The 14827-nt window shown below is 67.4% G+C and carries 14 protein-coding genes, 2 tRNA genes and 1 pseudogene; 7 read left to right on the top strand and 10 right to left on the bottom strand.

What is annotated here, in order from left to right:
* Nucleotides 1-395: pseudogene (locus tag A5622_RS28665) on the top strand (D-alanine--D-alanine ligase A); the annotation flags it as partial.
* Here A5622_RS28665 and A5622_RS28670 read toward each other — a convergent pair.
* Both A5622_RS28670 and A5622_RS24400 read right to left on the bottom strand, forming a co-directional pair.
* A complete protein-coding gene (locus A5622_RS28670; protein ID WP_369806910.1) occupies nt 358-567 on the bottom strand; it encodes a hypothetical protein in 210 nt (69 codons plus the stop codon). The pseudogene A5622_RS28665 and the gene A5622_RS28670 overlap by 38 nt on opposite strands.
* A gap of 63 nt (nt 568-630) precedes the next feature.
* On the bottom strand, nt 631-1665 hold the full coding sequence (locus tag A5622_RS24400) for an NAD(P)H-dependent glycerol-3-phosphate dehydrogenase (RefSeq protein WP_066881743.1): 1035 nt from the start codon (nt 1663-1665) through the stop codon (nt 631-633).
* Between the two features lie 132 nt (nt 1666-1797).
* Between A5622_RS24400 and cofC the strand changes: the two genes are divergently transcribed.
* From cofC to A5622_RS24415, 3 genes are all read left to right on the top strand, one after another.
* Nucleotides 1798-2460: a 2-phospho-L-lactate guanylyltransferase gene (cofC, locus tag A5622_RS24405; protein WP_066862014.1), complete on the top strand. Its 663-nt coding sequence runs from the start codon at nt 1798-1800 to the stop codon at nt 2458-2460.
* Nucleotides 2461-2548: 88 nt separating this feature from the next.
* Nucleotides 2549-4738 (top strand): RNA degradosome polyphosphate kinase, encoded by a 2190-nt coding sequence (locus A5622_RS24410; protein ID WP_066881745.1) that lies wholly within the window; start codon nt 2549-2551, stop codon nt 4736-4738.
* Nucleotides 4739-4823: 85 nt separating this feature from the next.
* Nucleotides 4824-5771: an NUDIX hydrolase gene (locus tag A5622_RS24415; RefSeq protein WP_066862020.1), complete on the top strand. Its 948-nt coding sequence runs from the start codon at nt 4824-4826 to the stop codon at nt 5769-5771.
* A gap of 170 nt (nt 5772-5941) precedes the next feature.
* Here the strand turns inward: A5622_RS24415 and A5622_RS24420 are convergent, their stop codons facing one another.
* The 3 genes from A5622_RS24420 to leuC all read right to left on the bottom strand — a co-directional run bounded on the left by A5622_RS24420 (nt 5942) and on the right by leuC (nt 8799).
* Nucleotides 5942-6526, bottom strand: coding sequence for an HU family DNA-binding protein (locus A5622_RS24420; protein WP_066881747.1), 585 nt, complete (start codon nt 6524-6526; stop codon nt 5942-5944).
* Nucleotides 6527-6736: 210 nt separating this feature from the next.
* Nucleotides 6737-7333: a 3-isopropylmalate dehydratase small subunit gene (leuD, locus tag A5622_RS24425; protein ID WP_066862033.1), complete on the bottom strand. Its 597-nt coding sequence runs from the start codon at nt 7331-7333 to the stop codon at nt 6737-6739.
* Between the two features lie 26 nt (nt 7334-7359).
* The gene (leuC, locus tag A5622_RS24430; RefSeq protein WP_066862036.1) at nt 7360-8799 is read right to left on the bottom strand and encodes a 3-isopropylmalate dehydratase large subunit; all 1440 of its coding nucleotides are present in this window, start codon (nt 8797-8799) and stop codon (nt 7360-7362) included.
* A gap of 87 nt (nt 8800-8886) precedes the next feature.
* On the opposite strand from leuC, the gene A5622_RS24435 reads away from it, so the two are divergent.
* Both A5622_RS24435 and A5622_RS24440 read left to right on the top strand, forming a co-directional pair.
* Entirely contained in the window at nt 8887-9588 is a 702-nt protein-coding gene (locus A5622_RS24435) for an IclR family transcriptional regulator (protein ID WP_066862039.1), read from the top strand.
* Nucleotides 9589-9635: 47 nt separating this feature from the next.
* Entirely contained in the window at nt 9636-10148 is a 513-nt protein-coding gene (locus A5622_RS24440; RefSeq protein ID WP_066881749.1) for a PPOX class F420-dependent oxidoreductase, read from the top strand.
* A gap of 12 nt (nt 10149-10160) precedes the next feature.
* On the opposite strand, the gene A5622_RS24445 is transcribed toward A5622_RS24440, so the two are convergent.
* From A5622_RS24445 to A5622_RS24460, 4 genes are all read right to left on the bottom strand, one after another.
* Nucleotides 10161-10233 (bottom strand) — tRNA-Glu (locus tag A5622_RS24445).
* 73 nt (nt 10234-10306) lie between these two features.
* A tRNA-Gln gene (locus A5622_RS24450) sits at nt 10307-10378 on the bottom strand.
* A gap of 149 nt (nt 10379-10527) precedes the next feature.
* Nucleotides 10528-12015: a glutamate--tRNA ligase gene (gene gltX / locus A5622_RS24455; RefSeq protein ID WP_082994681.1), complete on the bottom strand. Its 1488-nt coding sequence runs from the start codon at nt 12013-12015 to the stop codon at nt 10528-10530.
* Nucleotides 12012-12818 carry a fumarylacetoacetate hydrolase family protein gene (locus tag A5622_RS24460; RefSeq protein ID WP_066862046.1) on the bottom strand — a complete coding sequence of 269 codons (807 nt, stop codon included), beginning with the start codon at nt 12816-12818 and terminating at the stop codon, nt 12012-12014. Before A5622_RS24460 ends, gltX begins: the two co-directional genes overlap by 4 nt.
* A 311-nt stretch (nt 12819-13129) precedes the next feature.
* Between A5622_RS24460 and A5622_RS24465 the strand changes: the two genes are divergently transcribed.
* Nucleotides 13130-14434 carry an MFS transporter gene (locus A5622_RS24465; RefSeq protein ID WP_066862048.1) on the top strand — a complete coding sequence of 435 codons (1305 nt, stop codon included), beginning with the start codon at nt 13130-13132 and terminating at the stop codon, nt 14432-14434.
* Here A5622_RS24465 and A5622_RS28675 read toward each other — a convergent pair.
* On the bottom strand, nt 14334-14827 hold a 494-nt coding region (locus tag A5622_RS28675; RefSeq protein WP_255361716.1), incomplete at its 5' end, for an isocitrate/isopropylmalate family dehydrogenase. The two genes, A5622_RS24465 and A5622_RS28675, sit on opposite strands and share 101 nt — an antisense overlap.

The raw sequence follows: 14827 nt of genomic DNA on the forward strand, positions 1-14827 counted from the left end.
CGGGCGCAGCAACGAGCACGCCATCTCGTGCGTCTCGGCGGGCAGCATTCTGCGCAACCTGGATCCGGATCGGTTCGACGTGGTCGCGATCGGCATCACCCCGGAGGGGTCGTGGGTGCTCACCGACGGTGATCCGGCCGCGCTGGCGATCACCGACCGGAAACTGCCCGAGGTGACCGCCGCATCGGGCACCGAACTGGCGCTACCCGCCGATCCCCGGCGCAGCGGCCAGTTGGTGTCCCTGGCGCCCGGCGCCACCGAGGTCTTAGCGTCGGTCGACGTGGTCTTTCCGGTGCTGCACGGCCCCTACGGCGAGGACGGCACGATCCAGGGCCTGCTGGAGCTCGCCGGTGTGCCCTACGTGGGGGCCGGTGTGCTGGCCAGCGCGGCCGGATCACCGTCGGTGAGCACCCACGACCCCTCCGGGGTGATGCCGATCGCGACCACGTCGAACCGATCCGGATCCAGGTTGCGCAGAATGCTGCCCGCCGAGACGCACGAGATGGCGTGCTCGTTGCTGCGCCCGCCGAAGACGACGGCGACGCGCACCCGCTCGCTGGCATTCACAATCTCAAGAGGCTACCGGGTGGCACCCGTCCCGGTCGGGTGGCGGCCCTTCGCCTGGCCTTTTCACTCGGGCTTGGTGCTGCGGCCCAGGAGCAGCGCGATCGCCTCGTCGACCGACAGGCCCTTGTGGCAGACCCGGTGCACGGCGTCGGTGAGGGGCATCTCGACGTCGTAACTGGCGGCCAGTGCCAGGACGGACTCGCAGGACGTCACGCCCTCGACGACGTGCCCGTCGCCGCCGTCGGGGGTGCCGCCCAGCACCGCCTGGATGTTCGCTCCCCGGCCGAGCCGCTCGCCCAGCGAACGGTTGCGGGAATGCGGTGAGCTGCAGGTGGCCACCAGATCGCCCACCCCGGCCAGCCCGGCCAGTGTGGCGCCCTTGGCACCCAGCGCGATCCCCAGCCGCATGATTTCGGCCAGGCCGCGGGTGATGATCGCCGCCGTGGTGTTCTCGCCGAGCCCGACACCGACCGCCATCCCGCACGCGAGCGCGATGACGTTCTTGCAGGCCCCGCCGACCTCGGTGCCGACCACATCGCTGTTGGTGTAGGGGCGGAAGTATCCGCTGTTCAGCATGCGCTGCAGGGCGACGGCCCGACCCGAGTCGCTGCACGCGACCACGGTGGCGGCGGGCTGGGATGCGGCGATCTCGCTGGCCAGGTTCGGCCCCGAGATCACCGCGACCTGAGCCGGGTCGACGCCGGTGACCGAGACGATCACCTGACTCATCCGCATCAGCGTGCCCAGTTCGATGCCCTTGGCCAGGCTCACCAGCGTCGCGCCCTGGCGAATCAGCGGCGCCCAGGGCTCGAGGTTGCTGCGCATGGTCTGCGCCGGCACGCCGAGCAGCACCGTGGACGCGTCGCGCAGGGCCTCGGCGGGGTCGGCGGTGGCGCGGATGCCCGGCGGCAGCAACGTGCCGGGCAGGTAGTCGGGGTTGTAGCGGGTGGTGTTGATCTGTTCGGCGATCTCGGGTCTGCGGGCCCACAGCGTGACCGCCGCTTCCGGCCCCCCCGCCTCGACCAGCACCTTGGCCAGCGCCGTGCCCCACGCCCCGGCACCCATGACCGCCACGGCACCCGACGATGTGCTGGTCATGTACCCCCCTGTCCGTGGTCGGTGTAGCTCACGCGGCACTTGCAGCCGCTACACCCTAGATCAGCGACGGACCGGGCGTCACGCCTGCCAGCATGTCCCGGCGGCGGGGCGTCGCTGGCAGGATGGCATCTCATGAGCGGCATACGAGCCGACGGTTCGGCCAACGGCGCGGGCGACGTCGCCCTGATCATCGCCGTCAAGAGGTTGGCCGCGGCCAAGACCCGGTTGGCCCCGGTCTTCTCGGCGCGCACCCGGGAAAGCGTGGTGCTCGCCATGCTGGCGGACACCCTGACCGCCGCCGGGCGCGTCCGAGCGCTGGGCTCGATCACCGTGATCACGCCCGACGACGCGGCGGCCGCCGCCGCCGCCGAGCTGGGCGCGGACGTGCTGGTTGATCCCACACCCGAGGGTCACCCCGATCCGCTGAACAACGCGATCGCCACCGCCGAACGCGCGGTGGGCGGCTCCTTCGCCAATGTGGTTGCGCTGCAAGGTGATTTACCCGCGTTGCAGACTCAGGAGCTGAACGAGGCGATCGCCGCCGCGCGCCAGCACCGGCGCAGCTTCGTCGCCGACCGGCTGGCCACCGGCACGGCGGCGCTGTTCGCGTTCGGAAGCCCGCTCGACCCGCGATTCGGCGCCGATTCCTCGGCGCGGCACCGCAGTTCGGGTGCGATCGAGCTGACCGGCGCCTGGCCGGGCCTGCGGTGTGACGTCGACACCCCCAGCGACCTCGCCGCCGCCCGTCGCCTCGGGGTGGGGGCAGCGACCGCCCGCGCCATCGCGACGCACTGATTCCGATCGCTGCGCGTATATCTGTCCGACGGGTGAACGTCGTCCCAACGGCGAATGGATGTCCCGGGAGCGCTAGCAGCACCCACGCGTGATGAGCAATGATCGCAGGGTGACTGAAATCGAAGCTGAGGCGCGACCCGACGAGAACTTGTGGCATTCGGGCGACTCGGCCGTGGCAGCACCACCGGCTGCGACCCAGGCCGCGCTGACCGATCTGCCGGACGACCGTTACCTCAACCGGGAACTGAGCTGGCTGGATTTCAACGCCCGCGTGCTGGCGCTGGCCGCCGACAACTCGTTGCCGTTGCTGGAACGCGCCAAGTTCCTGGCGATCTTCGCCTCCAACCTCGACGAGTTCTATATGGTGCGCGTCGCCGGCCTCAAACGCCGTGACGAGATGGGCTTGTCGGTCCGCTCGGCCGACGGTCTGACGCCGCGCAAGCAACTCGCCCTCATCGGAGAACAGACTCAGCGGATCGCGACCCGGCACGCGCGAGTGTTCCTGGATTCGGTGCGCCCGGCGCTTGCCGAGGAAGGCATCCACATCGTCACGTGGGCCGACCTCGATCAGGCCGAGCGCGACGAATTGTCGACCTATTTCACCGAACAGGTCTTCCCCGTCCTGACGCCGCTGGCCGTCGACCCGGCGCACCCGTTCCCGTTCGTCAGCGGGCTGAGCCTGAACCTGGCGGTGATGGTGCGTCAGCCCGAGGACGGCGGCCAGCACTTCGCCCGAGTAAAGGTGCCCAACAACGTCGATCGCTTCGTCGAATTGGCCGCCATCGACAATGCCGACGGCTCCGGACGGGCCATCGTCCGGTACCTGCCGACCGAAGAACTCATCGCGGCCTTCCTTCCTCTTCTGTTCCCGGGCATGGAAATCGTGGAGCATCACGCCTTCCGCATCACCCGCAACGCCGACATGGAAGTCGAGGAGGACCGCGACGAGGATCTGCTGCAGGCGCTGGAACGGGAATTGGCGCGCCGGCGGTTCGGGCCGCCGGTGCGACTCGAGATCGCCGACGACATGACCGAGGGCATGCTGGAGCTGTTGTTGCGCGAACTCGACGTGCACCCCGGTGACGTCATCGAAGTGCCCGGGCTGCTGGATCTTTCGTCGCTGTGGCAGATCTACGGACTGGACCGGCCGGCGCTCAAGGACCCCGCGTTCGTCCCGGACACCCACCCCGCCTTCGCCGATCGCGAATCCCCCAAGAGCATCTTCGCGACGCTGCGCGAGGGCGACGTCCTGGTGCACCACCCCTACGACTCCTTCTCCACCAGCGTGCAGCGCTTCATTCAGCAGGCCGCCGCGGACCCCAATGTGCTGGCGATCAAACAAACGCTGTACCGCACCTCCGGGGACTCACCGATCGTGCGGGCGCTGATCGAAGCGGCCGAGGCCGGAAAGCAGGCCGTGGCGCTCGTCGAAATCAAGGCGCGCTTCGACGAACAGGCCAACATCCGTTGGGCGCGCGCACTCGAGCAGGCGGGCGTGCACGTGGTCTACGGCCTCGTCGGGCTCAAGACGCACTGCAAGACGTGCCTGGTGGTGCGCCGCGAAGGATCGGCGATCCGGCGGTACTGCCATATCGGAACCGGCAACTACAACAGCAAGACCGCCCGCCTCTATGAGGATGTCGGCCTGCTGACGGCGAGCCCGGATATCGGTGCGGACCTCACCGATTTGTTCAATTCGCTTACCGGCTATTCGCGTAAGGTCGCCTACCGCAACCTGCTGGTGGCGCCGCACGGAATTCGCACCGGCATCATCGAACGCGTCGAACGCGAGATCGCCGCGCACCGCGAACGAGGTGACGGGCGAATTCGTCTGAAGATGAACGCGTTGGTGGACGAGCAGGTGATCGATGCGCTCTACCGGGCATCGCAGGCCGGAGTGCGGGTCGAGGTCGTGGTGCGCGGCATCTGCGCGTTGCGCCCGGGCGCCGAGGGCTTCTCCGAAAACATCGTCGTGCGCTCCATTCTCGGCCGCTTCCTGGAGCATTCGCGGATCATCCATTTCCGCAACATCAACGAATTCTGGATCGGCAGCGCCGACATGATGCACCGCAATCTCGATCGGCGCGTGGAGGTGCTGGTGCAGGTGAAGGATCCCAAGCTCACCGGGCAGTTGGACGAATTGTTCGAATCCGCACTGGATCCGTCCACCCGGTGCTGGGAACTGGGACCCGACGGGCAGTGGACCCCGGCGCCACAAGAAGGCCATACCGTGCGCGACCACCAAGTATCGTTGATGGAGCGCCATCGCAGTCCCTAGCTCTGTGCGGTGATTTCGGAGTTGTTCTTTCGGGCCGCACCTCGTTGCGTGCGGCCCTGAGGTGAATTGATCTGCAGGAGTTGAGGTGCCGACCCATAACTCGTCCACCGATCGGCGCTCGGGAAGCCGAGTGGTCTATGCCGCCGGCGCGGTGCTGTGGCGACCCGGCGATGCCGACGCCGCCGACCACGACATCGAGATCGCCGTCATCCACCGGCCGCGGTACGACGACTGGTCACTGCCCAAGGGCAAGGTGGACCCCGGCGAGACGGCCCCGGTGGCCGCCGTGCGCGAGGTGCAGGAGGAGACGGGCCAGCACGCGATCCTCGGCCGGCGGCTGAACCTGGTCAGCTATCCGATCGAGGCTGGCGTCAAAAAGGTCTTCTACTGGGCCGCGCGCGCCACCGGCGGCGAGTTCGTGCCCGGCCACGAGGTGGACGGGTTGGTGTGGCTGCCGATCGCCGAGGCGATGCAGAAGCTCGACTATGCGCAGGATCGAAAAGTGTTGCGCCACTTCAACAAAAAGCCCGCGGACACCCATACCTTATTGGTGGTCCGGCATGGCACGGCCGGGCGCAAATCGCGCTTCTCCGGCGATGACGCCAAGCGGCCGCTGGACAAACGCGGACGCGCGCAGGCCGAGGCGCTGGTTCCGCAGCTGCTCGCCTTCGGGGCGTCGCAGGTGTATGCCGCCGACCGCGTGCGCTGCCACCAGACCGTGGAACCGCTTGCCGAGGAGTTGGGCGTGCCCGTACACAACGAGCCCACCCTCACCGAAGAGGCCTACGCCAAGAATGCGAAACGCGGCCGCCACCGGATGCTCGATATCGCCGAGCAGCACGGCACGGCGGTTGTCTGCACTCAGGGCAAGGTGATTCCGGACCTGATCGCGTGGTGGTGTGAGCGCGACGGCGTGCGGCCCGACAAATCGCGCAACCACAAGGGCAGCACCTGGGTGCTGTCACTGTCTGGCGGGAAGTTGGTGGCCGCCGACCACATCGGTGGCGCGCTGGCCGCCAACGTCCGGGCCTAGCGTGATGGCGGCGGCCGGCCTAGCGTGATGGCGGCGGCCCGCCGCACCCGGCTTCGCCGCGCTTGCGACCGCCGCAGCGTGATGGCGGCGGCCCGCCGCTAAGCGCACGAATACCCTTCGGGGGCACCGCTGCCGCCCGAAGGGTACTCGTGTCTAGAACTTGACTCCGTTTACTTGCGACCGCGGCGCGCGGTCGTCTTCTTGGCCGCGGCCTTCTTGGCCGGAGCCTTGCTCGCCGCCTTCTTGGCCGGAGCCTTGGTCGCGGCCTTCTTGGCCGGAGCCTTGGTCGCGGCCTTCTTGGCCGGAGCCTTGGTCGCGGCCTTGCGGGCCGGCGCCTTCTTGGCCGCGGTCTTCTTGGCCGGAGCCTTCTTGGCCGCAGCCTTCTTGGCCGGAGCCTTCTTCGCGGCGGTCTTCTTGGCCGCGCCACCACCGGCTACCACACCGCGCTTGACGGCCGGGCCGTCCGACGGGAGGCGCTGTGCGCCAGACACAACCGCTTTGAATTGGGCACCGGGGCGGAACGCCGGGACGGACGTCGGCTTAACCTTCACCGTCTCACCGGTCCGCGGGTTGCGGGCAACCCGCGCTGCGCGGCGCCGCTGTTCGAAAACGCCGAACCCGGTGATGGTGACGCTGTCGCCCTTGTGTACCGCACGCACAATGGTGTCGACAACGTTCTCGACCGCGGCGGTCGCCTGTCGACGGTCCGTGTTCAATTTAGTTGTGAGCACATCAATGAGCTCTGCCTTGTTCATCAATCCCTCCGACACTAGTGGTCCTCGATTTGAACCGACTAGTGGACACGGTAAACCCTCACCCAGCAAATTTCCAAGAGCCACGCGCAATTTCACGGCAAGGCGTCCGCCGTTTTCGCAATCCGGTTGCCGCCCTTGACCGGTGGCGGCCGTAAAAATCGGCTCGGTTTAGTTAGCCGATCAAGCAGAAAATCGGCCGCGGCCGACCGTTCAGGAGGTGGGCACAGTGCGCGGTTTCCACTCCGGGTAAGCCTTCTCGAATGACTCGATATCGTCGAGTTTCCGCAGCGTAAGGGCTATATCGTCGAGCCCCTCGAGCAATCGCCAAGCGGTGTGGTCGTCAATCTTGAACGGCAGCACCGTCGTTCCCGCGGTGATATTTCGATCTTGAAGATTGACAGTGATTTCCAAGCCCGGGCTTCCCTCGATGAGCTTCCAGAGCAGCTCCACCCCGTCCTGGGAAACTTCGGCCGCCAGCAGCCCGGCCTTGCCGGCGTTGCCCCGGAAAATGTCACCGAATCGAGACGAGATGACCACCCGGAACCCATAGTCCATCAGCGCCCACACCGCATGCTCGCGTGAGGAGCCCGTCCCGAAATCGGGTCCGGCCACTAGCACTGACCCCCGGTCAAAGGGGCTGAGGTTTAGCACGAATGACGGATCCGACCGCCAGCTGGCGAACAAGCCGTCCTCGAAACCGGTTCGGGTGACGCGCTTCAAATACACCGCCGGAATGATCTGATCCGTGTCGACATTGGAGCGCCGCAGCGGCACACCGATACCGGTGTGGGTGTGAAAAGCTTCCATGCTCAATCCCTTCGCAGTCGGATACGTCAGCTCAAATCGGCTGGAGCGGACAATGTGCCGCGAACCGCCGTCGCGGCCGCAACGGCCGGCGACACCAAATGCGTGCGGCCGCCTTTACCCTGGCGCCCTTCGAAGTTGCGGTTGGACGTCGCCGCGCACCGCTCCCCCGGCGCAAGCTGGTCGGGATTCATCCCCAGGCACATCGAGCAGCCCGCTTGGCGCCATTCGGCGCCCGCGGCGGTGAAAACCTCGCCCAGCCCTTCGGCTTCGGCCTGAGCGCGCACCCGCATCGAGCCCGGCACGACGAGCATCCGCACCCCGGGCGCGACCTTGCGACCGCGCAACACGTCGGCGACGACGCGCAAGTCTTCGATACGACCGTTGGTACAAGAGCCCACGAACACCGTGTCGACGGCGATGTCACGCATCGGCGTGCCGGGTCGAAGGTCCATGTATGCCAACGCTTTCTCGGCCGCCTGGCGCTGCCCGTCGTCGGTCATCAGCTCGGGATCCGGCACCGCATCGGCCAGCGGCACGCCCTGGCCGGGGTTCGTCCCCCACGTCACGAACGGGCTCAGCGACGCGGCGTCGAGGTAGACCTCGGTGTCGAATTCCGCGCCGGGGTCGGTGTGCAGCTGCTCCCAATAGCGCATCGCCGCATCCCATTGCGCACCTTGCGGCGCGTGCGGACGGTCACGCAGGAAATCGAATGTGGTGTTGTCCGGAGCCACCATTCCCGCCCGGGCACCGGCTTCGATGCTCATATTGCAGACGGTCATCCGGCCCTCCATCGACAGCGATTCGATGGCGCTGCCGCGATATTCGATGACGTGCCCCTGTCCACCGCCGGTACCGATCTTGGCGATCAGGGCCAGAATGATGTCCTTGGCCGTTACGCCGGCGGGCAGCTGCCCATCGACATTGACCGCCATCGTCTTGAACGGCCGCAGCGGCAACGTCTGGGTGGCCAGCACATGCTCGACCTCCGAGGTGCCAATTCCCATGGCCAGTGCGCCGAATGCGCCGTGGGTCGACGTGTGACTGTCCCCACAGACGATCGTCATTCCCGGCTGGGTGAGGCCCAGCTGCGGCCCGACCACATGCACGATGCCCTGCTCGACATTGCCCATGGGATATAGCCGCACACCGAATTCGGCACAATTTCGCCGCAATGTCTCGACCTGGGTGCGCGACACCGGGTCGGCAATCGGCTTGTCGATATCGATGGTCGGGACGTTGTGATCCTCGGTCGCCAGCGTCAAATCGGGACGGCGGACCGGCCGGCCGGCCAGGCGCAGGCCGTCGAAGGCCTGCGGGCTGGTGACTTCGTGCACCAGGTGCAGATCGATGTAGATCAAGTCGGGCTCGCTGGAACCACCGGACACCACAACGTGGTCTTCCCAGACTTTTTCGGCCAGAGTGCGCGGTTTGGTGGCGGCCGCCGCCGCCCCTTGATCGGTTCCCATATCGGACTCGCCTCAATTCGCCTCGAGTAGCGGCCTCGCCGATCATCCGGGCTGGGATCTCAGAATGCGAGACGCTAGTATCTTCTTATGAGACAGCATAGCGGTATCGGCGTCCTGGACAAAGCCGTGGGTCTGCTGCACACGGTCTCTCAATCACCCTGTGGGTTGGCCGAACTGTGTGAGCGCACCTCGTTGCCCCGCGCCACGGCATACCGGCTGGCGGCCGCCCTTGAAGTCCACCGCCTGCTGGCGCGCGACGACGAAGGACGCTGGCTGCTCGGGCCGGCCGTCACCGAACTCGCGGCCCATGTCAACGATCCGCTGCTGGCCGCCAGCAACGCGGTGCTGCCGCTGTTGCGCGAGACCACGGGCGAAAGCGTGCAGCTGTACCGCCGCGAGGGCACCGACCGGGTGTGCGTGGCCGCGCTGGAACCCGCTGCCGGCCTTCGCGATACGGTTCCGATCGGGGCGCGACTGCCGATGACGGCCGGGTCGGGGGCGAAAGTGCTACTGGCCCATAGCGACGCGGCCACCCAGAAAGCGGTGCTCGCGACGGCGAAATTCACCGAACGCACGCTGGCCGAAGTGCGCCGGCGCGGCTGGGCCCAGAGCGTGGCCGAGCGCGAGCCGGGGGTGGCGAGTGTGTCGGCGCCAGTGCGTGACAGCCGCGGTGCCGTCGTCGCGGCCATCTCGGTGTCGGGGCCCATCGACCGGATCGGCCGGCGCCCGGGGGCCCGATGGGCGGCCGATCTGCTGTCCGCCGCCGAGGCGCTCACCCGTCGCCTCTGAGCCACCAGCGCACAGTGGATGGCGCCCGGCCTGACAGACTGACCGCCATGGGAACCAATCAGCGCGCGAGCATCGTCATGTCCGAAGACGAGATCGCCGATTTCGTCGTCAACAGCCGCACCGGCACCCTGGCCACCATCGGCGCCGACGGCCAGCCCCACCTGACCGCCATGTGGTACGCCGTCGTCGACGGCGAGATCTGGCTGGAGACCAAGGTCAAGTCGCAAAAGGCCGTCAACCTCAAGCGCGACCCGCGGGTGAGCTTTCTGATCGAGGACGGCCACACCTACGACACACTGCGCGGGGTGTCCTTCGAGGGCGTCGCCGAAATCGTCGACGATCCCGACGTCTCACACCGCGTGGGCGTCAGCGTCTGGGAGCGCTACACCGGTCCCTACACCGACGAGATGAAGCCGTTCGTGGAGCAGATGATGAACAAGCGGGTCTGCGTACGCATCGTGGCGCGGCGGGCACGCTCGTGGGATCACCGCAAACTCGGATTGCCGGCCATGCCGGTGGGCGGATCGACAGCACCGGCGGTCTTGGGGACCGACCAGTAGCTGCGATATTTGTAGCCCCGATGGGATTCGAACCCACGCTACCGCCGTGAGAGGGCGGCGTCCTAGGCCGCTAGACGACGGGGCCAGAAACGATCCGAGCAGTCAGCATAGCTCACGCCGCTAAGCCCACCTAATCGCTTGAGGCGGAGTGAGTTTTGCTGGGGTACCAGGACTCGAACCTAGAATGGCTGAACCAGAATCAGCTGTGTTGCCAATTACACCATACCCCATTGGCCGCCTAAAACCGCTGGTCAGCGTCGATTGCGGACGTTCATGAGCTCTGTGTAGTCCGCCGCCGCCAGCCGTCGTCGGCTTTCGTAAACCGCAGTGCAGACTACCAAAGTCTGGCCGGGCACTGCGCACGCGCGGTCGTCCTCGCTCAGCCGGGGTCCCGCCCGGCCGTCTCACGCGCCGCCCGCAGCCGCGCCAGGCTGCGGTCGCGGCCAAGCAGCTCCAGTGACTCGAACAACGGCGGGCTGATCGTCGTCCCGGTGGCCCCCACCCGGATCGGACCAAACGCCTTGCGCGGTTTGAGCCCCAGTCCGTCGATGAGGGCTGCCTTGAGCGCGGCTTCGAGCTCCGGCGCCGTCCAGTCCGCCACGCCGTCCAGGGCGGCCAGCGCCGCGTCCAGCACCGCGGCGCCGTCGGGTCCGAGTTCTTTGGCGGCCGCCTTGGGGTCGATCGCGTACTCGTCGTCGTTCAGGAACCTCAGCAGGTCCCAGGCGTCGCCGAGCACCACGATCCGGGTCTGCACCAACTCGGCGGCGGTGGCGAAGGCGGCGTCGTCCAGTCCGAGGCGATGACCGTGAGTGTCGAGATAGGCGCGCAGCCTGGCGGTGAAGTCGTCGACCGTGAGCAGCCGAATGTGCTCGCCGTTGAGCGCGTCGGCCTTCTTCTGGTCGAAGCGGGCGGGATTGGAGTTGACGTTGACCACATCGAAGGCGGCGACCATCTCCTCGAGGCTGAACACGTCGTGGTCGTCGGCGATGGCCCAGCCGAGCAAGGCGAGATAGTTGAGCAGGCCTTCGGGGATGAAGCCCCGGTCGCGGTGGGCGAACAGGTTGGACTGCGGGTCGCGCTTGGAGAGTTTTTTCGTTCCCTCCCCCAATACCGTTGGCAGGTGGGCGAACTGCGGTGTGCGCTCGGCCACACCGATCCGGATCAGCGCCTGATACAGCGCCAGCTGCCGCGGGGTCGACGGCAGCAGATCCTCACCGCGCAGCACGTGGGTGATCTTCATCAGCGCGTCGTCGACCGGGTTCACCAAGGTGTACAACGGTTCTCCGTTGGCGCGGGTCAACGCGAAGTCGGGCAGGGTGCCGGCCGCGAAGGTGGTGGTCCCGCGCACCAGGTCGTCCCAGCTGAAATCCTGATCGGGCATCCGCAACCGGACCACCGGCTTGCGGCCCTCCGCCAGGAAAGCGGCGCGCTGGGAATCGGTCAGCTGGCGGTCGAAATTGTCGTAGCCCAGCTTGGGATTACGGCCCGCGGCGACATGGCGCGCCTCGACCTCCTCCGGCGTGGAAAAGGCATAGTAGGCTTCGCCCGTTTCGAGCAGCTTGGCCACCACATCGTGATAGATCTCACGGCGCAACGATTGTCGGTAAGGGCCGTAGGGTCCGCCCACCTCGGGCCCCTCGTCCCAATCCAGGCCCAGCCAGCGCAGCGCGTCGAGCAGCGCCAGATAGCTCTCCTCGCTGTCGCGCTGCGCGTCGGTGTCCTCGATGCGAAAGACGAAGGTGCCCCCGGTGTGTCGGGCGTAGGCCCAGTTGAACAGCGCCGTGCGGACCATGCCGACGTGCGGGGTGCCGGTGGGCGAGGGACAGAATCGGACCCGGACCGGGTGCGCTTGTGCGGGTGCAGTCACGATTTTCCTTTGCGGACCACGGGATTGGTGAGGGTGCCGATACCCTCGATGGTGATCGAGACGGTGTCACCGTCCTCGATGGGGCCGACACCGGCCGGCGTCCCGGTGAGGATGATGTCCCCGGGCAGCAGGGTCATCACGGCCGAGATCCACTCGACGATGGAGCCGATGTCGTGGATCAGCAGCGAGGTGCGGCTGTGCTGCTTGACCTCGCCGTTGACCTCGGTACGCAATTCCAGATCGCCCGGGTCGAGCGGTTTGAGGTCGGTGACGATCCAGGGGCCGACCGGGCAGAAGGTGTCATGCCCCTTGGCCCGGGTCCACTGGCCGTCGGATTTTTGTTGATCGCGCGCCGACACGTCGTTGCCGATGGTGTAGCCGAGGATGTTCTCCGCGGCCTGGGCGGCCGAGACGTCCTTGCAGGGCCGGCCGATCACCACCGCCAGCTCGCCCTCGAAGTGCACCGGTGAAGCGTTGGCGGGCAACCGAATCGGCACGTTGGGCCCGATGATCGCGGTGTTGGGCTTGAGGAAGATCACCGGGTCCACCGGGGCGGGGCCGGTCATCTCCTTCATCTCGGCGATGTGATCGGTGTAGTTCTTTCCGATGCACACCACCTTGCTGGCCAGTATCGGGGCGAGCAGCCGCACGTCGGCCAGCGGCCATGACCGGCCGGTGAAGTTGGGCGTGCCGAATGGATGTTCGGCGATCTCCCGCGCGATCATCTCGGCGGGGTCGTTGAGATCGCCTTCGATACTGACGAAGGCGACACCGTCCGGGCTGGCGATTCGACCAAGGCGCATTCGGTTGAGCCTAGTCTGGCGACGATGTGGGCCGGGACGGCCCGAGGAGGAGCCAGACAATCCGGCCCAGTGAGGGTCGCGAGCGCGGCGAAGCCGGGCGTGGCGGGCCCGCACCATCCGGCCCAGTGAGGGTCGCGAGCGCGGCGAAGCCGGGCGTGGCGGGCCATCACGATCGAGCCCAATCTGGCGACGATGCGGGCCGGGACGGCCCGAGGAGGAGCGTCACCATCGGGCCCGCAACTTGGCCACCAATGGCGAGCAACGGCACAAGTCCTACCTCTAAAATTCCCGCCGGTGTGCAAGCATGGGGAATGCAGACCGAGCCCGCCGCGACGCCCGAAATCGGCACGGCCGCGCGCTGGTCGATCATGATCGTTTCGCTGCTGGCGACGGCGAGTTCGTTCCTCTTCATCAACGGCGTCGCGTTCCTCATCCCGTCGCTGCAAGGCGCGCGCGGGATCCGGCTCGACGAGGCGGGCCTGCTGGCCTCGATGCCCAGCTGGGGCATGGTGGTCACGCTGGTGCTCTGGGGGTACGTGCTGGACCGGGTCGGCGAACGGGTGGTGATGGCCACCGGCTCGGCCCTTACCGCGATAGCGGCCTACGCCGCCGCGTCGGCGCATTCGATGGTGCTGATCGCCGTCTATCTGTTTCTCGGCGGCATGGCCGCGGCCAGCTGCAACACGGCCGGCGGGCGGCTGGTGTCCGCGTGGTTCCCGCCACATCAGCGCGGGCTGGCCATGGGCATCCGCCAGACCGCCCAACCCCTGGGAATCGCCTTGGGCGCGATGATAATTCCCGAGCTCGCCGAACACGGGCCGCAGGCCGGCCTGCGGTTCACCGCGCTGGCGTGTGCGCTCGGGGCGATCGTGAGCGTGGTCGGCATCGTCGACCCGCCGCGCAAGCCCCGCGCCAGCGCGAGCGATCAGGAACTGGCCAGCCCATACCGAGGATCGTTGACGCTGTGGCGAATTCACGCGGTGGCCGGGCTGATGATGATGCCGCAGACGGTCACCGTGACGTTCATGCTGGTGTGGCTGATCCGAAATCTGCACTGGTCGGTCGCGGCCGCCGGCGCGTTGGTCACCCTGTCGCAGCTGCTCGGCGCGGCCGGCCGGGTGGCCGTGGGCCGCTGGTCGGATCGGCTGGGCTCGCGCATGCGGCCGGTGCGCTACATCGCGGCCGCCGCCGTGCTGACCCTGCTGCTGCTGGCGTGGGCCGATTACATGAACACCCGGTGGCAGTCGGTGCTGATGGTCGCCATCTCGGTGATCGCGGTGCTCGACAACGGGCTGGAAGCCACCGCCATCACCGAATTCGCCGGGCCGTACTGGAGCGGTCGGGCCCTGGGCATCCAGAACACCACCCAGCGGATGATGGCGGCCGCCGGTCCCCCGCTGTTCGGTGCCTTGATCTCGGCCGCGAAGTATCCGCCGGCATGGGTGCTGTGCGCGCTGTTCCCCTTGGCGGCAATGCCTTTGGTGCCCACGCGATTGCTGCCGCCCGGGTTGGAGACTAGAGCCCGGCGGCAATCCGTTCGCCGACTTCGGTGGTGGCGCGCCGTTCGTTCCCACGCGTTGCCAGATATTGCTCGACGGCCCGGTCCACCCGCTTAGCCGCGGCGTCCTCGCCGAGGTGGGCCAGCAGCAGCGCCACCGACATGATGGCGGCGGTCGGATCGGCGATGCCCTGGCCGGCGATGTCCGGCGCGCTGCCATGGACGGGCTCGAACATCGACGGGTTGGTTCGGGTGCCGTCGATATTTCCACTGGCGGCCAAGCCAATTCCGCCGCACACCGCTGCCGACAGGTCGGTGATGATGTCGCCGAACAGGTTGTCGGTGACGATCACGTCGAAGCGACCGGGGTCGGTGACCATGAAGATGGTCGCGGCGTCGATGTGTTGGTAGGCCACTTCGACGTCGGGATAGTCCTGGCCCACCTCGGCCACGATGCGCGACCACAGCTTGCCGGCGAAGGTCAGCACGTTGGTTTTGTGCACCAGCGTCA

Origin of the sequence: Mycobacterium sp. 1245801.1, from assembly GCF_001673055.1 — a bacterium.
In the GTDB taxonomy this organism is placed as follows: Bacteria; Actinomycetota; Actinomycetes; order Mycobacteriales; family Mycobacteriaceae; genus Mycobacterium; species Mycobacterium europaeum_A.